This is a genomic window from Streptococcus sp. HF-1907 (assembly GCF_015594605.1).
In the GTDB taxonomy this organism is placed as follows: domain Bacteria; phylum Bacillota; class Bacilli; order Lactobacillales; family Streptococcaceae; genus Streptococcus.
The window spans coordinates 115,922-136,400 of record NZ_JADNQT010000003.1 but is presented as its reverse complement, the minus strand read 5'-3'; the positions used below and the strand labels follow the sequence as shown (position 1 = coordinate 136,400).

Annotated in this window: 18 protein-coding genes and 1 pseudogene; 18 read left to right on the top strand and 1 reads right to left on the bottom strand. The window is 41.8% G+C overall.

Translation table 11 applies throughout. The features are described from left to right. Window positions 1-12 precede the first annotated feature (12 nt). The 10 genes and pseudogenes from IYQ92_RS03515 (at window position 13) to IYQ92_RS03470 (ending at window position 11,431) form a co-directional block, all read left to right on the top strand. On the top strand, window positions 13-846 hold the full coding sequence (locus IYQ92_RS03515) for a carbohydrate ABC transporter permease (protein ID WP_195675365.1): 834 nt from the start codon (window positions 13-15) through the stop codon (window positions 844-846). 101 nt (window positions 847-947) lie between these two features. After that, on the top strand, window positions 948-2,393 hold the full coding sequence (gtfA, locus tag IYQ92_RS03510; protein ID WP_195675364.1) for a sucrose phosphorylase: 1,446 nt from the start codon (window positions 948-950) through the stop codon (window positions 2,391-2,393). A gap of 93 nt (window positions 2,394-2,486) precedes the next feature. Next, the gene (locus IYQ92_RS03505; protein ID WP_195675363.1) at window positions 2,487-3,329 is read left to right on the top strand and encodes a helix-turn-helix domain-containing protein; all 843 of its coding nucleotides are present in this window, start codon (window positions 2,487-2,489) and stop codon (window positions 3,327-3,329) included. Window positions 3,330-3,446: 117 nt separating this feature from the next. Further along, complete coding sequence (locus IYQ92_RS03500; RefSeq protein ID WP_195675362.1) at window positions 3,447-4,580, top strand: ABC transporter ATP-binding protein; 1,134 nt, start codon at window positions 3,447-3,449, stop codon at window positions 4,578-4,580. A 194-nt stretch (window positions 4,581-4,774) separates the two neighbouring features. Continuing rightward, window positions 4,775-6,382: a glucan 1,6-alpha-glucosidase DexB gene (gene dexB, locus IYQ92_RS03495; RefSeq protein ID WP_195675361.1), complete on the top strand. Its 1,608-nt coding sequence runs from the start codon at window positions 4,775-4,777 to the stop codon at window positions 6,380-6,382. Between the two features lie 118 nt (window positions 6,383-6,500). Then, window positions 6,501-7,547 carry an aldose epimerase family protein gene (locus tag IYQ92_RS03490; protein ID WP_195675360.1) on the top strand — a complete coding sequence of 349 codons (1,047 nt, stop codon included), beginning with the start codon at window positions 6,501-6,503 and terminating at the stop codon, window positions 7,545-7,547. A gap of 182 nt (window positions 7,548-7,729) precedes the next feature. After that, window positions 7,730-7,969 (top strand): annotated as a pseudogene (locus IYQ92_RS03485) (PRD domain-containing protein); the annotation flags it as partial. A gap of 17 nt (window positions 7,970-7,986) precedes the next feature. Beyond that, entirely contained in the window at window positions 7,987-9,387 is a 1,401-nt protein-coding gene (gene lacG, locus IYQ92_RS03480) for a 6-phospho-beta-galactosidase (protein WP_195675358.1), read from the top strand. A gap of 9 nt (window positions 9,388-9,396) precedes the next feature. Continuing rightward, a complete protein-coding gene (locus IYQ92_RS03475; RefSeq protein ID WP_195675357.1) occupies window positions 9,397-9,708 on the top strand; it encodes a PTS lactose/cellobiose transporter subunit IIA in 312 nt (103 codons plus the stop codon). Window positions 9,709-9,769: 61 nt separating this feature from the next. Further along, on the top strand, window positions 9,770-11,431 hold the full coding sequence (locus IYQ92_RS03470; RefSeq protein ID WP_195675356.1) for a PTS lactose transporter subunit IIBC: 1,662 nt from the start codon (window positions 9,770-9,772) through the stop codon (window positions 11,429-11,431). 225 nt (window positions 11,432-11,656) lie between these two features. Here IYQ92_RS03470 and IYQ92_RS03465 read toward each other — a convergent pair whose 3' ends face one another. After that, complete coding sequence (locus tag IYQ92_RS03465) at window positions 11,657-12,661, bottom strand: LacI family DNA-binding transcriptional regulator (RefSeq protein ID WP_195675355.1); 1,005 nt, start codon at window positions 12,659-12,661, stop codon at window positions 11,657-11,659. 165 nt (window positions 12,662-12,826) lie between these two features. On the opposite strand from IYQ92_RS03465, the gene IYQ92_RS03460 reads away from it, so the two are divergent. From IYQ92_RS03460 to rseP, 8 genes are all read left to right on the top strand, one after another. Beyond that, on the top strand, window positions 12,827-13,999 hold the full coding sequence (locus tag IYQ92_RS03460; protein ID WP_195675354.1) for a galactokinase: 1,173 nt from the start codon (window positions 12,827-12,829) through the stop codon (window positions 13,997-13,999). Window positions 14,000-14,002: 3 nt separating this feature from the next. Continuing rightward, the gene (gene galT, locus IYQ92_RS03455; protein WP_195675353.1) at window positions 14,003-15,478 is read left to right on the top strand and encodes a UDP-glucose--hexose-1-phosphate uridylyltransferase; all 1,476 of its coding nucleotides are present in this window, start codon (window positions 14,003-14,005) and stop codon (window positions 15,476-15,478) included. 9 nt (window positions 15,479-15,487) lie between these two features. Beyond that, on the top strand, window positions 15,488-16,489 hold the full coding sequence (gene galE / locus IYQ92_RS03450; protein WP_195675352.1) for a UDP-glucose 4-epimerase GalE: 1,002 nt from the start codon (window positions 15,488-15,490) through the stop codon (window positions 16,487-16,489). 141 nt (window positions 16,490-16,630) lie between these two features. Further along, on the top strand, window positions 16,631-16,978 hold the full coding sequence (locus IYQ92_RS03445) for a thioredoxin domain-containing protein (RefSeq protein ID WP_195675387.1): 348 nt from the start codon (window positions 16,631-16,633) through the stop codon (window positions 16,976-16,978). Between the two features lie 80 nt (window positions 16,979-17,058). Then, window positions 17,059-17,427 (top strand): preprotein translocase subunit YajC, encoded by a 369-nt coding sequence (gene yajC, locus IYQ92_RS03440; protein WP_195675351.1) that lies wholly within the window; start codon window positions 17,059-17,061, stop codon window positions 17,425-17,427. Window positions 17,428-17,619: 192 nt separating this feature from the next. Next, a complete protein-coding gene (locus IYQ92_RS03435; RefSeq protein WP_195675350.1) occupies window positions 17,620-18,378 on the top strand; it encodes an isoprenyl transferase in 759 nt (252 codons plus the stop codon). 12 nt (window positions 18,379-18,390) lie between these two features. After that, complete coding sequence (locus tag IYQ92_RS03430; protein ID WP_195675349.1) at window positions 18,391-19,185, top strand: phosphatidate cytidylyltransferase; 795 nt, start codon at window positions 18,391-18,393, stop codon at window positions 19,183-19,185. Window positions 19,186-19,201: 16 nt separating this feature from the next. Further along, on the top strand, window positions 19,202-20,461 hold the full coding sequence (gene rseP / locus IYQ92_RS03425; RefSeq protein ID WP_195675348.1) for an RIP metalloprotease RseP: 1,260 nt from the start codon (window positions 19,202-19,204) through the stop codon (window positions 20,459-20,461). Window positions 20,462-20,479: the final 18 nt, after the last annotated feature.

Sequence of the window (20,479 nt, the reverse complement as noted above, 5' to 3'; positions counted from 1 at the left end):
GAGACTAGGCTAATGAAAAAAGAAGAACGCTATAATAATATTTGGAAATACATCCTTTTAACAGTCGGGTCAATCTTGATTTTGATTCCTCTACTAGCGACTGTATTCTCATCTTTCAAATCAACCAAGGATATCATGGGGCATTTCTTTGCCTTCCCAAATCCTGCCACAATGGCTAACTATACACGCCTACTTGCAGATGGTATCGGTCATTATTTCTGGAATTCAGCCGTTATCACGGTTCTATCAGTAATCTTGGTAACCCTCTTCATTCCAGCGGCAGCTTATTCTATTGCCCGCAATATGTCTAAGAAAAAAGCTTACGCTATCATGTATTCACTCTTGATTCTTGGGATTTTCGTTCCATTCCAAGTTATCATGATTCCCATCACTGTCATGATGAGCCGTCTTGGTTTGGCAAATATGTGGGGACTTATTCTCCTCTACCTCACTTACGCTGTGCCACAAACCCTCTTCTTGTATGTGGGCTATATCAAATTGAGCGTACCAGATAGTTTGGACGAAGCAGCCATGATTGATGGTGCAGACCGTTTCACAACTTATCGTAAAATCGTCTTTCCAATGTTAAAACCAATGCATGCTACAACTTTGATTATCAATGCTCTCTGGTTCTGGAATGATTTCATGTTGCCATTGTTGATTTTGAACAAAAATTCAAACATGTGGACTCTTCCCCTCTTCCAATACAACTACACCGGTCAATACTTCAACGATTACGGTCCAAGTTTTGCTTCCTACGTCGTTGGTATCATTACCATCACCATCGTTTACCTCATCTTCCAAAAGAATATCATTGCTGGTATGAGTAACGGTGCGGTTAAATAAGAGTCAAGAGTAGCTGAGACCACACTCTGAGTTTTAAACAAAAGTTGTAAGGCTGGCTGTTCCTAGTCAGTCTTAGTCTTTACAAAATGGAGACCCCTATTATGACTATTACAAATAAAACCATGTTAATCACTTACTCAGACAGTTTGGGTAAGAATTTGAAAGAGTTGGATGACAATATGACCAAGTATTTTGGCGATGCGGTTGGCGGTGTGCACTTGCTGCCTTTCTTCCCATCGACAGGAGACCGCGGTTTTGCACCGGTTGACTATGATGAAGTAGATGCCGCTTTTGGTGACTGGGATGATGTCAAGCGTCTGGGTGACAAATACTACCTTATGTTTGACTTCATGATTAACCACATTTCTCGTCAATCCAAGTATTACAAGGATTTCCAAGAGAAAAAGGATGCGTCTGAATACGCAGGTCTCTTTCTTCGTTGGGAAAAATTCTGGCCTGAAAATCGTCCGACGCAAGCTGACGTAGACCTAATCTACAAGCGCAAGGACAAGGCACCAATGCAGGAAATCGTCTTTGCAGATGGTAGCAAAGAACACCTCTGGAACACTTTCGGAGAAGAACAGATTGACCTTGATGTGACCAAACAAGTGACCATGGACTTCATCAAAAAGACCATCGAAAACTTGGCAGCCAACGGTTGTGACCTCATTCGTCTGGACGCTTTTGCCTACGCTGTGAAAAAATTGGACACCAACGATTTCTTCGTTGAACCTGAAATCTGGGATTTGCTAGATTCTGTTCAAAAAATTGCCAATGAAGCTGGCGCAGACATTTTGCCAGAAATCCATGAGCACTACACTATTCCTTTCAAAATTTCTGATCACGGCTACTTCGTTTACGACTTTGCCCTGCCAATGGTGACCCTCTACTCGCTTTACAGTGGCAAGACCAACCAGTTGGCTAAATGGTTAAAAATGAGTCCAATGAAGCAGTTCACAACGCTGGATACGCACGATGGTATCGGTGTGGTGGATGTCAAGGACATCTTGACAGACGAGGAAATTGACTACACCTCTAACCAACTTTACAAGGTTGGTGCCAATGTCAAACGCAAATATTCCTCTGCTGAGTACAATAATTTGGATATTTATCAAATTAACTCCACTTACTACTCAGCTCTGGGTGACGATGACAAGAAATATTTCCTCGCTCGCCTCATTCAAGCCTTTGCACCAGGTATTCCGCAGGTTTACTATGTTGGCTTCCTAGCTGGTAAAAATGACCTAGAGTTGTTGGAAAATACCAAGGAAGGTCGCAATATCAACCGTCACTATTATACTAGTGAAGAAATTGCCCAAGAAGTTGAGCGTCCTGTTGTCAAAGCACTCTTGAAGCTCTTCACTTACCGCAACCAAAGCGCAGCCTTTGACCTAGATGGCGGAATTGAAGTGGCAACGCCAGATGCCAATACCATCCTTATCACGCGTCATAATGCGGACAAATCTGTGGTGGCAGAAGCGACAATTAACTTGAAAGAGTTGACTTACACTGTGACTGAAAATAATCAAGTCATCAGTTTTGACTAAGAAAATAATCAGTGAGTCCTAGGGTTCGCTGATTTTTCATGTCATCCAAGTCCCCACTATGTTATAATTTGAACAAGGAAGAAGGGAGGCAATATGTCGATTGAAGAAATATTTCCTGGGGCAGTTCTAGGACAGAAGCCTGTGGAAGGTGATTGGGTGAGTATTGAGCGTCATAATCAGGTGATTTATTTGCCTGCTGGTGAGCTGACGGAGCGCGAGCGTTATTTGCTGGGGATGCTTGACGAGGAGAGCAAGGACACTTCTTTGAAAGACCCTTGGCTGGCTTATTTTCTGGGTGAGAAAGAGGTCATGCCTCTTGATTTATCAAAGGTTCAGCTGGTTTACATCGAGCATCAATTTCCTTTCTCAGCAGAGCTGGTGGAATTGATGGAAGGCTTGCTGGCAAATGTTGTAGCTATGCCCAATCTCACTCCGACGCGTAGCCTTATGATTCTGGACCAGACCAAGGTCTTGGATGCTAGAGTTATCATAGAAGACCTGCTTCCGACCATCGAGAGTGATTTTGCCATGAGTCTTACGGTCGCCTTTGGTAATACTTGGTCCAATGTGCGCGGCAGTGACCTTCAGGCTTATTTTGCGGACGAGAATCGGCTTTTTAGCGATTATCTGATGCACCGGGGGGAGACGCAGACTGTGACTTTTGCCTCGCTGGCTTTATGGGCTTTGGTCAATCAGCTAGCGCAGCCATCCATCAAGAAAAAAGTGCTCCAGCAGATTGGGTCGATGGAAGATATGTCCGATGTGATCACAAGGCTGTGGCAGGAGCATGGCAACCTCATGCAGACCGCGCAACACCTTTTTATCCATCGTAATTCGCTTCAGTATAAGCTGGATAAATTCCAAAGTTTGTCGGGTCTTAATCTGAAAAATTTGGATGATTTGGCTTACTGCTATCTATTGATTCAAGAAATTTAGGTAATTTTACCAAAATTTGTGCAAGTTGCCTAAAAAGATTGGACGCCTTGCATCTATTTTGCAACCGTTTTCTTTGTTATACTATCTTTGTTAAGAAAAATAAAAGAGGAAACAATCATGGTAGAATTAAACCTTAATCACATTTACAAAAAATACCCAAATGCTAGTCACTATTCTGTAGAAGATTTTGACCTAGACATTAAAGATAAAGAATTTATCGTATTCGTTGGACCTTCTGGTTGTGGTAAATCTACAACGCTTCGTATGATTGCAGGTCTTGAAGATATCACTGAAGGTGAACTTAAAATTGACGGCGAAGTGGTTAATGACAAATCACCTAAAGACCGCGACATTGCTATGGTTTTCCAAAACTATGCCCTTTACCCACACATGACCGTTTACGATAACATGGCCTTCGGTCTTAAATTGCGTAAATTTTCTAAAGAAGAAATCGACAAACGTGTCCGTGAAGCAGCAGCTAATATCGGTTTGACAGAATTCCTTGACCGTAAACCAGCTGATTTGTCAGGTGGTCAACGTCAACGTGTTGCCATGGGGCGTGCTATTGTCCGTGATGCCAAAGTATTCTTGATGGACGAACCTTTGTCAAACTTGGATGCTAAACTCCGTGTATCAATGCGTGCTGAAATCGCGAAAATTCACCGTCGTATCGGGGCAACAACTATCTACGTTACCCACGACCAAACAGAAGCTATGACTCTTGCTGACCGTATTGTTATCATGTCTGCTACTAAAAACCCAGATGGTGATGGTACTATCGGACGTGTGGAACAAGTTGGTTCACCACAAGAACTTTACAATCAACCGGCTAATAAATTCGTTGCTGGATTTATCGGAAGCCCAGCTATGAACTTCTTCACTGTTAAGGTTGAAAATGGCTGCCTTGTCAGCAAAGATGGCTTGAACATCGCTGTTCCAGAAGGTCAAGTGAAAATGCTTGAAGCCAAAGGTTACAAGGGCAAAGAAGTGATTTTTGGTATCCGTCCAGAAGATATTTCAAGTAACCTTGTCGTTCAAGATACTTATCCAAATGCAACTGTTGAAGCAGAAGTTGCTGTTTCTGAATTGCTTGGTAGTGAAACAATGCTTTACATGAAACTCGGTAACAGCGAGTTTGCATCACGTGTGGATGCGCGTGACTTCCACAATCCAGGTGAAAAAGTAACTCTTACTTTCAACGTTGCTAAAGGACACTTCTTCGACGCTGAGACTGAAAAAGCTATTCGCTAATCAAAAGCTCCTAGAGAACAATCAGAGCTGGGAAGAATCTTCTCAGCTCTAATTGTTGATATAGACTTGGGATAGACCTATCAACTACACTATTTTGAGGGTGGCGTAGATGAGTTTTTGACTCAATTCATCTATCAGCCCTCTTTTGCTAACAAAACACGCAAGCGATTGCGTATAAAACGAAAGGAGACACTATGGAAAAACATTGGTGGCACAAAGCGACAATTTATCAAATTTATCCTCGTTCATTTATGGATTCAAACGGTGATGGCATTGGGGACATCAAGGGGATTACCAGCAAGCTGGATTACCTTCAAAAGCTTGGTATTACGGCTATTTGGCTCTCTCCGGTCTACCAAAGTCCCATGGATGACAATGGTTATGATATTTCGGATTATGAGGCTATCGCTGACATCTTTGGTGACATGGCCGATATGGATGAGCTACTGGCACAAGCCAATACCAGAGACATTAAAATTATCATGGACCTAGTGGTCAATCATACGTCTGATGAACACGCTTGGTTCGTTGAAGCACGCCAACATCCAGATAGTTCAGAGCGCGATTTTTACATCTGGCGCGACCAGCCTAATGGCTTGACTTCGACCTTCAGTGGCTCTGCCTGGCAATATGACGAGGTTTCTGGGCAATATTACCTCCACCTTTTCAGCAAGCGTCAGCCTGACCTTAATTGGGAAAATGAGACCCTTCGCCATAAAATCTATGATATGATGAATTTTTGGATTGATAAGGGAATCGGTGGCTTCCGTATGGATGTGATTGATTTGATTGGGAAGGTTCCTGACCAAGAAATTACTGGTAACGGTCCTAAATTGCACGATTATTTGAAGGAAATGAATCGTGCTAGTTTTGGTAAGTATGATTTGTTGACAGTTGGGGAGACTTGGGGGGCAACACCTGAGATTGCTAAGCAATACTCTAACCCAGACAATGACGAATTGTCTATGGTATTCCAATTTGAGCATATCGGTCTCCAGCATAAACCTGACGCACCAAAATGGGATTTTGAAAAAGAATTGAATGTCCCAGCCCTAAAAGCTATTTTCAACAAATGGCAAACAGAACTTGAGTTGGGTCAGGGTTGGAATTCCCTTTTCTGGAACAATCATGACCTTCCTCGCGTATTGTCCATCTGGGGAAATACAGGAGAATATCGCGAAAAATCTGCTAAAGCGCTAGCCATCCTTCTTCATCTCATGCGCGGAACGCCTTATATCTACCAAGGCGAAGAGATTGGTATGACTAACTATCCTTTCCAGACTTTGGACGAAGTCGATGATATTGAGTCGCGTAATTATGCAGCAGAAGCTCTAGAAAATGGAATGCCGATTGACGACATCATGGATAGCATTCGTATGATTGGTCGTGATAATGCCCGCACGCCGATGCAGTGGACAGCAGGTAGCCAGGCAGGATTTACAACAGGTCACCCATGGCTTCCAGTCAACCCAAATCATGAGCGAATCAATGTTGAGGCAGCATTGGCTGATCCAAATAGTATCTTCTACATTTATCAACAACTGGTCACACTTCGCAAAGAAAATGACTGGTTAGTCGACGCAGACTTTGAACTGCAAGAAACTGTGGATAAAGTATTTGCCTATATCCGCAAGACAGCAGACGATGCTTACCTTGTAGTTGCTAACCTATCTAATCAACAGCAGACATTTGATCTACCAGTCCAAGTGGCAGATGTGGTAATCACTAACACCTCTGCTCCACAAGCCTTAGCAAGCAAGAGCCTAGAGCCTTGGGATGCTTTCTGTGTGAAATTGGCTTAGCCTATAAAAGTTAATATTTCATTTTTGACCAGATTTGTTCTGGTCTTTTTTGCGGAGATAAACTTTACAAAATTTTACTAAAATAGTAAAATTTAACCGTATACAAAAGGAGGATCTTATGGAAATAGAAACTCAAGTTGTTGAAACAATAGAAGGTCAACCGATTACGCAGATTCGCTTGATGAATGATCAAGATGTTGAAGCTACCTTTCTCACCTTAGGAGCAACCTGGCAGTCATTTTTGGTTCCAACAGCAACTTCTGAAAAGAAAAATCTTGTGTTAGGGTTTGAACGACCAAGTGATTATCTCAAAAATTCGCTTTGTGCTGGTCAGTCAATCGGTCGAGTGGCTGGGCGTATTGATGGAGGAAAGGCGAAAGTTGGTGGCAAGGAAATCCAATTACCTCAAAATGAAAAAGGCAATTGCCTGCATAGCGGTTTCAAAGGATTTCATAAGCAAGTTTGGCATTACGAAACCTATCAAGATCCTGATGCTGTTTCTGTGAAAATGACTTACTTAGCAAAAGAAGCTGTAGATGGATTTCCTGGAGATATGACGGTGGAAGTAAACTTTACTTTGGATAATACGAATAAACTTGACATTACTTACCATGCCTATAATATTACCGCAGATACTTTGTTTAATCCGACTAGTCATGTTTACTTTAATTTGAGCAGACATCAACATTTAAAAACGCAGAGCCTTACTTTGCAGAGTGATGCCTATCTTGAAAGTAGGGAAGATGTTGTGCCTACTGGCAAGGTGCTAGCCGTGGAAGGAACAGGCTATGACTTCAGGACTGGGCAAAACCTAGAGCAAGCTCTTGAGAGAACAGGCGGTCTTGATGATGCTTTTATTGTTTCACCTTCTTTAGAAGTGCCACAGGTGACTTTGAAAGATACTGAAAGTGGCGATTGCATTAAGATGTATTCCGATCGAAATGCATTTGTAGTTTACACTATGAACAGTGTTGAGTCAGGTGTTTATCCTTCTAGAGATGCAGGACAACAGGCTAAAGCCTACGAAGCAATTGCATTAGAAGCGCAGACATTGCCTGATGCGATTAATCATGAAGGGTTTGGGGATATAATGATCAAACAAGGGAATAATGTTGCCTACACTATCTCTTGTTTGTATTCTAACTCTATTGATGGTAGTGGGTAGCTATCTGTAAAAATCAAACAAATATAAAATGTGAGTACTAATTAGCTATTTCAGCTAGTCGGTACTCACATTTTTTGTTTAATCAGCAAGATGGAAGTCAGTTAGATGATCAAATTTTTCTTTGACCTTTTTTGAGATTTTTGAATCGGTGATGGTATAGTCAATATTTTCTAAATGATAAAAGTCATAATCTATATGATCGCTTAATGATTCATTTTACTTATCTAGTCGATCGTCTGGAGTCTAATCAGCAAGACAATTCAAGTCTGATACATTTAGAGGAACATGTCAAAAAAGATTATCCAGATGCTTATCGAATTGGTCAAGAAATTTACACAAGTATTGAAGAACATCTAAGTATAGAATTGTCACGCAGTGAACGTGTTTACCTTGTGATTCACATTCAACGCTTATTGAAGTAAGAAATAAGGAGAAAAATATGTATAAATTACCAGAAGATTTTATTTTCGGTGGGGCAACAGCTGCCTACCAAGTTGAAGGTGCTACTAAAGAGGGCGGTAAAGGTCCAGTAGCTTGGGATGATTTCTTAGCAGAACAAGGGCGTTTCAGTCCAGACCCTGCTAGTGATTTTTATCATCAATATCCAAAAGACATTGAACTTTGTGAGAAATTTGGAGTTAATGGGCTTCGCTTATCCATTGCTTGGAGCCGTATCTTCCCAAATGGTACTGGTGAGGTCAACCAAGAAGGAGTTGATTATTACCACAAAGTGTTTGCGGAATGTGAAAAACGTGGGATTACAGCTTTTGTAACGTTACATCATTTTGATACACCAAAAGTATTATTTGACAATGGTGATTTCTTAAATCGTGACACGATTGAAGCTTTTGTTAACTATGCAAAATTCTGTTTTGAAGAATTTACAGAAGTTCGCCATTGGAGTACCTTCAATGAAATTTACCCAGTAGCAACCAACCAATACTTACTTGGTATTTTCCCACCAGGAATCAAATATGACCTGTCAAAAGTCATTCAATGTCTGCACAATATGATGTATGCGCATGCGCGTGTGGTTAATTTGTTCAAAGACGGTGGCTACCAAGGTGAAATCGGTGTGGTACATTCTCTTGAAACAAAATACCCAGCAACAGATAGCGAAGAAGATAAACACGCTGCTTTCTTAGATGATGCTCTTTCTATTCGATTCTTACTGGATGCAACTTATCTAGGTTATTATTCAAACGAAACAATGGAAGCGCTTAAGGAAATCTGCGCGGCTAACAATGCCAGCTACGACTTCCTTGATAGTGACTTTGAGGAAATGAAAAAAGCCAGTCACCGCAACGATTATCTTGGTATCAATCATTACCAATGTCACTTTGTTAAAGCCTACAATGGCGAAAATGCCATTTATCACAACGGTACAGGTGACAAAGGAACATCTGTTTACAAAGTTAAAGGTATTGGCGAACGCGTTTACAAAGAAGGTATTCCAAGAACGGACTGGGATTGGATTATCTATCCAGAAGGCTTGTATGACTTGCTTCTTCGTATCAAAGCGGATTACCCACACTACAATAAAATCTATATCACAGAAAATGGTATGGGCTATAAAGATGAATTTGATGATGGTATCATCATGGATCAACCGCGTATTGATTATTTGAAAGTTTACCTGCAATCTCTTGCTAAGGCAATTGATACTGGTGTTAATGTTAAAGGCTATTTCCTTTGGGCATTGATGGACTTGTTCTCATGGTCAAATGGCTATAACAAACGCTATGGCTTGTTCTATGTCGATTTTGAAACGCAGAAACGTTATCCGAAAGCATCTGCTTATTGGTACAAGCATGTAAGTGATACTAAGATTGTTGAATAGGGGGTAAAAATGAATAAAAAAGAATTACAAATGCTCGGGTTTGAAATTTTGGCTTATTCTGGTGATGCCAGAAGTACACTTTTACAGTTGTTAAAAGAAATGAGGGCAGGAAATTTTGACAATGTTGAAACTGCTTTGAAGGACGCTGATGAAAATTTGAAATTAGCTCACAACGCACAAACGCAGCTATTAGCTCAAGAAGCTGCAGGTGAAGACCTAGAACTTGGCTTTATATTTATTCACGGTCAAGACCATTTGATGACAACACTTCTACTGCGTGACCTAGCTCAAGATTTCATTGAACTGTATAAAAGACGCTAATGAAAGTTAGTGTAATAAATTATCTTTACGGTTATTATTAAATAATATAAGGAGAAGAATCATGAATAAATTGATTCAACAAATTGAAAAAGGGAAACCATTTTTCGAAAAAGTTTCTCGTAATATCTACTTAGGCGCCATTCGTGACGGTTTCTTAGCTGCGATGCCAGCAATCTTATTCTCAAGTATTTTTATCTTGATAGCATCTATTCCGGATGTTCTAGGCATTAAGTTACCAGAAGATTTTTCAAATTGGCTTTGGAAGGTTTACGGTTATTCTATGGGTGTGGTTGCCCTTCTTGTTTCAGCGACAACTGCGCGCTGCTTGGCAGAATCCGTTAACCGTAAGATGCCAAATAATAAGAAAATCAATGCGGTATCGGTCATGCTTGCCTCAATCGTTAGTTTTTTGCTTTTGAGTGCCGATCAAGTTAAAGACGGTTTCGCAAACGGTTACATGGGGACGAAAGGTATTCTGGCAGCTTTTGTAGCAGCCTTTATCACTGTTAATGTTTATAAATTCTGTGTGCTTCGCGACATCACCATTAAGATGCCAAAAGAAGTACTAGGTACGATTTCTCAAACTTTCCGTGATATTTTCCCATTCTCATTTGCTGTGTTTGCAGCTGTTATCATTGATACATTGATTCGTCAATTCTTTGGCACATCATTTGCGCAAGCTGTTATTACCCTTCTTCAACCATTGTTCACAGCAGCTGACGGTTATCTTGGAATTGCTATTATCTGGGGTGCTATGGCGCTCTTCTGGTTTGTTGGCGTGCATGGTCCATCAATCGTAGAACCAGCTATCGCAGCTATTATCTATGCGAATGTTGAAACGAACCTTCAATTATTTAAAGCTGGTGAACATGCTTCAAACGTTTTAACTGTTGGTCTTGGTAACTTCGTTGGTACTATGGGTGGTACTGGTGCTACCTTGGTCGTTCCCTTCCTATTCCTACTTTTTGCAAAATCAAAACAATTGAAAGCTGTTGGTAAAGCATCCTTTATCCCAGTCAGCTTCGCCGTTAACGAACCTTTGCTTTTTGCAACACCAATTATTCTTAACCCTTATTTCTTTGTTCCATTCCTTTTGGCACCAATTGCCAACGTTTGGATTTTCAAATTCTTTGTTGATGTTCTTAAAATGAACAGCTTCATGTATGTTCTTCCTTGGGCAACTCCAGCTCCAATCGGGCTTATTCTTGGTACAGGTGTTAGTCTCTTAGCAGTTGTTCTTGTCTTTGTTTTGATTGTTGTAGATGCGATTATTTACTTCCCATTCATTAAAGCCTATGATGCTTCACTTCTTGAAGAAGAGGCAGCCAACGCAGAAGAAGGAGTTGAAACTAGTGCTTCTGCTACAACTGTAGCAGAAGCAAAACCTACTGTAACAGTAACAACAGATAAAAATATCAATGTTTTAGTTCTTTGTGCAGGAGCGGGTACAAGCGCTATGCTAGCTAATGCCCTTACTGAAGGTGCTCAGGCGACAGGAGCAAACATTACAGCATCAGCAGGAGCTTACGGATCACACTATGAAATCATGAAAGATTTTGACATGATTGTGTTAGCTCCACAAGTCAATTCCTTCTATGACGATATTAAAAAAGACACAGATGCTCTTGGTATTAAATTAGCGGCTACTAAAGGAGCTGAATACATCAAATTAACTCGCGACCCAGAAGGTGCTGTAGCTTTTGTAATGTCATACTTTGCTTAGTATTGTTAAGAAAATATCATTATAAAACTCATGTAGCCTCCATCACGAGTTACCAATGGGCAATGTGAATTTTGAGTGTATGTTAATTCCACTGCTAACAAGTGGTTATCTGTGGATAATGTCAGATTGATTTAAGTTGATTAGAAAATCAAACATTGATGAAATAAAATAAGCCTCCTAGTGATTGGAGGCTCATTTTATTACAAATATCACTTAATAACTTCTCTACAAACTAGACTCCCTCAAAGTCAACTGCGTTGCTAGGCGGGTCATGCTTGGGATGGTTGTTGGGTCATTGAATTGGCGGTCGAGGATGTCTACTGCCGTTTTGCCCATTTCCTCAGTGTGAACGGTGACGCTGGATAGGGCAGGGAAAACTTGCTGTGTTAGCGGTGTATCGTTGAAGGAAACGATGCTAACGCGGTTTGGGACAGCGATGCCGTTTTCCTGCAAGGCTCTCAGTGCTCCGATTGCCAGAGTATCGTTAGCAATGAAAAAGGCATTTGGAAGTTTATCATCTAAGGTTTTGATAGCCTCTTGCATCAATTCATAGCCTGCTTGCGCAGAAAAATTTCCAATAAAAGTATTTTCTGCTTTGTAAAGTCCTTGTTCAATAGTGTAATTTTTAAAGGTACGAAAACGAGAGTCAATAAGGGTTTCTAGGCCATCAGTAGTTTTCTCCTCACCAGCAATCATACCAATATTTGAAAAGCCTTTATCTATAAAATAATCAACGACAGTGATAACAGCATTGTCAAAATCAGCTGTCACACAAGGATAACCAGCATTCAAGGTATCACTATCAACAAAAACAATCTTTTTAGTAAATTTTTCTAACTCTTTAATTTGTTTGCGGCTAAATTTACCAATGGCAATGACACCAGCTAGTTGCTGTGGAATCTGATGAAAATCATTGTTGAAAAAGGTTTGTGTGTCATAGCCGAGCTCGGAAGCGCGTTTTTCAATACCGATACGAATAGCGTAGTAGTAAAGGTCGTTGAGCTCTTCTTGCCTGCTGTACCACTGGACAATAGCAATCTTAGGGGGAGTATGTTGTTGTGGTTTTGTACTTGTTTTTTGATGTTTAGTATAGCCAAGTTGATTAGCGCTAGCAATAATCTTTTCTTTAGTTTCAGGACTGACAGACAGGGTATCGTCCTGATTCAACACTCGAGAGACGGTTGCTGGCGAAACATTTGCCAATTGGGCGATATCTTTTAATGTAGCCATAGGAACCTCCTGAATTTTCTTACTATTTATTGTATCATACAATGCGAAAAAATGTGTAGCAAAAGGCGCTATTTATTTGAGTAAATTTTTAGTAAAAATATATTGACATTTTCCTTTTTTAGGAGTAAATTATAATTATAAAATCATTTATCAAGGAGACCTCTTATGGACACTCAAGAATTAAATCAAGCTTTCACAAAAGTTTTTGGCACTGAAGCCGATGCTACTTTCTTCTCACCAGGTCGTATCAATTTGATTGGTGAGCATACCGACTATAATGGTGGTCATGTTTTTCCAGCAGCTATCACTCTGGGAACTTACGGAGCTGCCCGCAAGCGCGATGATAAGACTTTACGCTTCTACTCTGCAAACTTTGAAGATGCAGGTATCATCGAGGTTGACTTGGACAATCTAGTTTTTGACAAAGCTGATAGTTGGACTAATTATCCTAAGGGCGTCATCAAGTTCTTGCAGGAAGCTGGTCACACTATTGACACTGGTTTTGAACTTTATGTCTATGGCAATATTCCCAATGGTTCTGGTCTGTCATCATCTTCTTCACTGGAATTGCTGGTGGGGATTATGGCAGAAGAACTCTATGACCTCAAATTGGAGCGCTTGGATTTAGTAAAAATTGGTAAACAAACCGAAAATGATTTCATCGGAGTCAACTCAGGTATCATGGATCAATTCGCCATCGGTATGGGTGCTGATAAACGTGCCATCTACCTCGACACCAACACGCTTGAATATGACCTAGTGCCACTTGACCTTGGCGACAATGTTATTGTCATCATGAACACCAACAAACGCCGTGAATTGGCGGATTCTAAATACAATGAACGCCGTGCTGAATGTGAAAAAGCGGTGGAAGAGCTGCAAGCTAAACTTGCTATCAAGACCCTTGGTGAGCTTGACGCACAAACCTTTGACGAATACAGCTACCTCATCAAAGATGACAATCGCCTCAAACGCGCCCGCCATGCTGTTTGGGAAAACCAACGTACCCTCCAAGCTCGTAAAGCGCTAGAAGCAGGAGAGTTGGAACAGTTTGGTCGCTTGGTCAACGCTTCTCACGTCTCACTGGAACACGACTACGAAGTTACTGGTATCGAACTTGACACCCTTGCCCACACCGCTTGGGAACAAGAAGGCGTCCTCGGTGCCCGCATGACAGGTGCAGGATTCGGTGGCTGTGGCATTGCCATCGTTGCCAAAGACAAGGTTGAAGCCTTTAAGGAAAATGTCGGCAAGGTTTACACCGAAACCATCGGCTACGCGCCAGCATTTTACATCGCCGAAGTCGCTCAAGGTTCACGCGTACTTTCAAGGAAATAAGCTATGACAAGTCTAGTAGATGCCTTCGTCGCTAAGGTGATTGAAAACAGCGACTATACTACAGAGGACTACTTTTATTTGCGTAACCGTGTGCTCGCCCTAGTGGGCGAGGATGGGGCAGAGCAAGAAACAAGTCTCACAGAGCTCATCGCTCTAAAAGATGCCCTTGTTGAACTGGCAGTCAGCAATGACAAATCAGGCCCCTTAGCAGAAGAAAAAGACTGCCTGGGTGCTGAGTTGATGAATTTCATTACGCCAATACCAAGTGTGGTCAATAAACATTTCTGGGATACTTATGCACAATCTCCTCAGCAAGCTATCGCAGATTTTTACGACCTTAGCCAGCGCAACGACTACATCAAGGTTGCGGCTATTGCTAAAAACATTGCCTTCACAACACCGTCCGAATACGGGGATATTGAGATTACCATCAACCTCTCAAAACCCGAAAAAGACCCAAAAGCTATCGCAGCAGCCAAGAAAGCCAAGGCTTCATCTTATCCTAAATGCCAGCTCTGCATGGAAAATGAAGGTTACCAAGGCCGGATTAACCACCCAGCCCGCGCTAACCATCGCATTATCCGCATGAACTTAGGCGATGAAAAATGGGGCTTCCAGTATTCCCCTTACGCTTATTTCAACGAGCACTGCATTGTTCTCAATACGGAACACGTGCCCATGGTCATCAGTCAGGACACCTTTGCTCAGTTACTGGACATCGTGGACATCTTTCCTGGCTATTTCGCGGGTTCCAACTCCGACCTGCCCATCGTCGGCGGTTCTATTTTGACTCACAATCACTACCAAGGTGGTCGTCATACCTTCCCTATGGAAAAGGCAGAACTAGAAAACAGTTTTACTTTCAAAGACTTCCCAGATGTAACGGCAGGCATTGTCAAGTGGCCTATGTCAGTCATCAGACTAAGTGCTGAGGACAAGTCTCGTTTGGTTCAATTAGCAGAAGCTATCCGTCAAACATGGCGAAGCTACTCTGATGAAACTGTGGATATCCTTGCCTTTACTGGTGAAGAGCCTCATCACACCGTGACCCCTATTGCCAGAAAACGTGGCGGGAAGTTTGAACTAGACTTGGTGCTCCGTGACAACCATACCACAGCTGAATTTCCAGATGGTGTTTACCATCCCCACGCAGATGTGCAACACATCAAAAAAGAAAATATTGGGCTCATCGAGGTAATGGGCTTGGCTATTTTACCGCCCCGCCTAAAAGACGAACTGGCAGAAGTTGAAAAATATCTACTAGACCAGTATAATAAAGTAGCAGACTATCATAAAGAATGGGCTGACGCTATCAAGGCGCGTGCGGTTATTTCTGAGGAAACAGTGCATGATTTAGTGCAGGAAGAAGTCGGAAAAGTTTTTGTGCGTGTGCTTGAAGATGCAGGCGTCTACAAACGTGATGACAAAGGGCAAGAAGCCTTCAAGCGTTTTGTAGAAACCGTCGGAATAGAGGAATAGGAGAATCAAATGGCAGTTCTTGTTTTAGGTGGTGCTGGTTACATCGGTTCCCACATGGTGGACCGCTTGGTCGCACAGGGTAAGGAAAAAGTCGTCGTTGTGGACAACTTGGTGACAGGTCACCGTGCAGCGGTGCATCCAGATGCAGTCTTTTATGAAGGCGACCTTTCAGATAAAGATTTCATGCGCAAGGTTTTCAAAGAAAATCCAGATGTGGATGCAGTTATTCACTTTGCGGCTTTTTCATTGGTTGCAGAATCAATGGTTGATCCGCTTAAATATTTTGACAACAACACAGCGGGTATGGTCAAGTTGCTTGAAGTCATGAATGAATGTGGTGTTAAAAACATTGTTTTTTCATCAACAGCAGCAACCTATGGTATTCCAGACGAGATTCCAATTTTGGAAACAACGCCTCAAAAACCAATCAATCCATACGGCGAAAGCAAACTCATGATGGAAACTATCATGAAATGGGCTGACCAAGCCTATGGTATCAAGTTTGTAGCCCTCCGTTACTTCAACGTTGCAGGTGCCAAACCAGACGGTTCCATCGGTGAAGACCACGGTCCAGAAACACACTTGCTTCCAATCATCTTACAAGTAGCTCAAGGTGTCCGTGAAAAAATCATGATTTTCGGTGACGACTACAACACACCAGACGGTACCAATGTACGTGATTACGTTCACCCATTTGACTTGGCTGACGCTCATATTTTGGCTGTGGATTACCTCCGCAAGGGCAATGAGTCAAATGCCTTCAACCTCGGTTCATCAACAGGTTTCTCAAATCTTCAAATCCTTGAAGCAGCTCGTCGCGTGACTGGTAAAGACATTCCTGCTGAAAAAGCTGACCGCCGTCCTGGTGACCCAGATACCTTGATTGCGGCCTCAGACAAAGCTCGCAAAGTTCTCGGTTGGAAACCAGAATTCGACGATATTGATAAAATCATCGCCTCAGCTTGGGCATGGCATTCTAGTCATCCAAAAGGCTACGATGACCGCGACTAATCATCCTAGAGTGGGAGCTTTCCCGCTTTTTTTGCTGAAAAATAGCTGGCGCTAGCACTCAAACTCCCAAGACAATTCAAATCCTTGAACTCATCTCGAATTTCAGTTATGATAAAGAAAATTGAAGTGAGAGGTATCAGCATGCAAGAATTTGCGGAAATCATCAAACATTTTGACGAGGTCACTGCGGAGGCAGTATCAGAAAGAATAGCTAATCAGGAAAATCTTATCTTGTTCATTGGTCGTGCGACCTGTCCTTATTGCCGTTTGTTTGCACCTAAATTGGCTCAGGTAGCTAAGAATAATCATTTAAAAATTGCTTTTTTAGACAGCGATAATTTTCAAGACTGGGAAGCTATTGAAGACTTGCGTAGAACTTATCAGGTTAGGACAGTGCCGGGACTCTTGGTAGCTAATCAAGGTAAGGTTAGAGTCGTTTGCAATTCCCAACTGACTCAGTCAGAAATTTTAGAATTTATTGAAGCCTAGCACAGCTGATTCTTGCAGTGAGGCTATAAATTTGATATAGTAAGGTTCGATTGAATATTTTTAGGTAAAAGGAGCTAATTATGGCTGGAATTATTATGATTGTTGTGATGGTGGGGATGATTTTCTTCATGCAACGTCAACAAAAGAAACAAGCAACAGAACGTCAAAATCAGTTGAATGCTGTGAAAAAAGGTGATGAAGTTGTGACTATCGGTGGTCTTTATGCTACTGTTGATGAAGTGGATTTGGATGCTAAGAAAATTGTCCTTGATGCAGACGGCATCTATTTGACATTTGAACTATCAGCAATCAAGTCTGTTGTAGCAAAAGCGTCAGCTGTGGAAACTTCTGAATCTAGCGAAAAAGCTGTGGAAGAAGTTACTGAAACAGAAGCGTTAGCAGTTGAATCAACAACTGAAGAAACAGAATCAGCAATCGAAGAAAACTAAGCTTTTCTTGGAAAATGCTGTGAAAAAGGTGGAGTTAGCTAAGTCTAGCTCTGCTTTTTTGCTTTATAAGTAGGAATAAAGGGGATAAATCGTTTAAAGTATGGTAAAATAGTGTAATGTGGGGTTTAGTCCCTAAAGTTGGTCAGAGTGCCAATGAAATAGACGAACTTGTCGTAAAAGTTAAGGATGACTATGTTTACATTATTTAAGAGAAAAAAAGAGGCTGCGCCTGTTAACATGGACAAGATTCCTGCCCATATCGGAATCATCATGGATGGTAACGGTCGCTGGGCTAAAAAGCGGTTGCAACCGCGTGTTATGGGGCACAAGGCTGGTATGGATGCTCTTCAAGAGGTGACCATCGCTGCCAATAATTTAGGTGTCAAGGTCTTGACCGTTTATGCTTTTTCAACGGAAAATTGGTCTCGTCCTGAGGATGAAGTCAAATTTATCATGAATCTCCCCGTGGAATTCTTTGATAAATACGTGCCAGAATTGCACAAGAACAATGTCCGTGTGGAAGTTATCGGGGAAACCGAGCGTTTGCCTAAAGAAACTTTCGATGCTATGAAGCGTGCCTGTGAGCAAACCAAGTATAATTCAGGCTTGATTTTGAATTTTGCTTTGAATTACGGTGGACGTTCTGAGATTACTCATGCGGTCAAAGAGATTGCTCAGGAAGTCTTGGACGCTAAGTTAAATCCTGGTGATATTACTGAGGATTTGATTGCCAATCATTTGATGACTAATCATTTGCCTTACCTGCACCGTGACCCAGATTTGATTATCCGCACGAGTGGAGAGTTGCGTTTGAGTAATTTTTTGCCTTGGCAGTCTGCTTATAGTGAGTTTTATTTCACGCCAGTTTATTGGCCTGATTTTAAGACAGAAGAGTTGCACAAAGCTATTTTAGAATATAACCGTCGTCATCGCCGTTTTGGTGGTGTCTAGAAAGAGAGACTCATGAAAGAACGTGTTATTTGGGGAGCAGTAGCCCTTGTTATTTTTATTCCCTTCTTGCTCTTGGGTGGTCTCCCCTTCCAATTTTTTGTTGGTGTGCTAGCCATGGTTGGCGTGTCTGAACTGTTGAAAATGGCGCATTTGGAAATCTTTTCGTTTGAAGGTGTCCTCGCTATGATTGGAGCTTTTGCCTTGACAGTTCCTCTTGACAGCTACTTGTCTTTCTTGCCAGTTGATGCTAGCTTTTCAGTGTTTGGTATTATTGCTTTTTTGATTTTGGCAGGAACAGTTTTGAATATCGACCATTATTCTTTTGAAGATGCAGCTTTTCCGATTGCGTCTAGCCTTTATGTGGGTATTGGTTTCCAAAATTTGATCAATGCGCGCGTGTCAGGGCTCGATAAGGTTTTACTTGCCTTGTTCATCGTGTGGGCGACAGATATTGGTGCTTACATGATTGGACGTCAGTTTGGGAAGCGCAAGCTATTGCCAAAAGTATCACCTAACAAGACCATCGAAGGTAGCATTGGTGGGATTATTTCAGCCATTGTAGTAGGCTTCTTCTTCATGCTATTTGATAGCTCAGTTTACGCACCGCATTCCTTTTTTATCATGCTGATTTTGATTGCTTTGTTTAGCGTCTTTGGTCAATTTGGTGACTTGGTTGAGAGTGCTATCAAACGCCATTTTGGTGTCAAAGATTCTGGAAAATTGATTCCAGGTCACGGTGGTATTTTGGACCGCTTTGATAGTATGATTTTCGTCTTTCCAATCATGCATTTCTTTGGCTTGTTCTAAGCCAGTGAGGTAGTTCATGTTAGGAGTTATTACATTTATTATTATTTTTGGCATTATCGTTGCTGTACATGAGTATGGGCACCTCTATTTTGCTAAAAAATCAGGGATTCTAGTCCGTGAATATGCTATCGGTATGGGTCCAAAAATTTTCTCTCACATTGCCAAAGATGGCACGGCTTATACTATCCGTATTTTGCCCCTAGGTGGTTATGTGCGGATGGCTGGCTGGGGCGATGATGAGACTGAAATCAAAGTCGGCACGCCGGCTAGCTTGACGCTAAATGCTGACGGGCAAGTGACGCGAATCAATCTATCAGGTAAACAGTTGGACAACACCAGTCTGCCAATGAATGTCACCTCTTACGATTTGGAAGACAAGCTGGAAATCACTGGTCTAGTGCTAGATGACACCAAGACTTACTCTGTTCACCATGATGCCACGATTGTGGAGGAAGACGGCACAGAAATCCGTATCGCACCGCTTGATGTGCAGTACCAAAATGCAACCGTCTGGGGACGCTTAATCACTAACTTTGCAGGTCCCATGAATAATTTTATTCTGGGAGCAATCGTCTTCGTTATTCTTGTTTTTGCGCAAGGTGGCGTTTCAGACTTGTCTAGCAATCATGTTCGTGTTGCTAGTAACGGTGCTATTGCCAAGGTCGGAGTCAAAGATAATGACCAGATTTTGAAAGTCGGTAGTCAGAAAATTGCTAACTGGGATGATTTAACTGCAGCCGTTGATAAGTCAACAGCCAATTTGAAATCAGGTGACTCGATTTCCGTTCTTGTCAAATCAGGGTCAACAACTAAGACGGTATCAGTTGTGCCTAAGAAATCAAATGGTAGTTATGTTATCGGTGTCATGCCTGCGCTAAAAACGGGCTTGTCAGATAAACTTGTTGGCGGGCTTCAGATGGCTTGGATGAGCGCTTTTGCAGTCCTCAATGCCCTCAAAGGCTTGATTGCTAACTTCAGTCTGGACAAATTGGGCGGCCCTGTTGCTATGTATCAGGTAAGTAGTCAGGCAGCTCAAGCTGGCTTGACATCGGTGCTATATTTGCTTGGAATGCTTTCAATCAACCTTGGTATCATGAACTTGATTCCTATACCTGCCTTGGATGGTGGTAAGATTGTCATGAATATCTTGGAAGCCATCCGTCGCAAACCCCTGAAACAAGAAACAGAAACCTATATCACGCTTGCAGGTGTTGCTGTCATGCTTGTGCTCATGATTGCCGTCACTTGGAATGATATCATGCGTGTGTTCTTCTAATTATATTTTTGGAAAGGA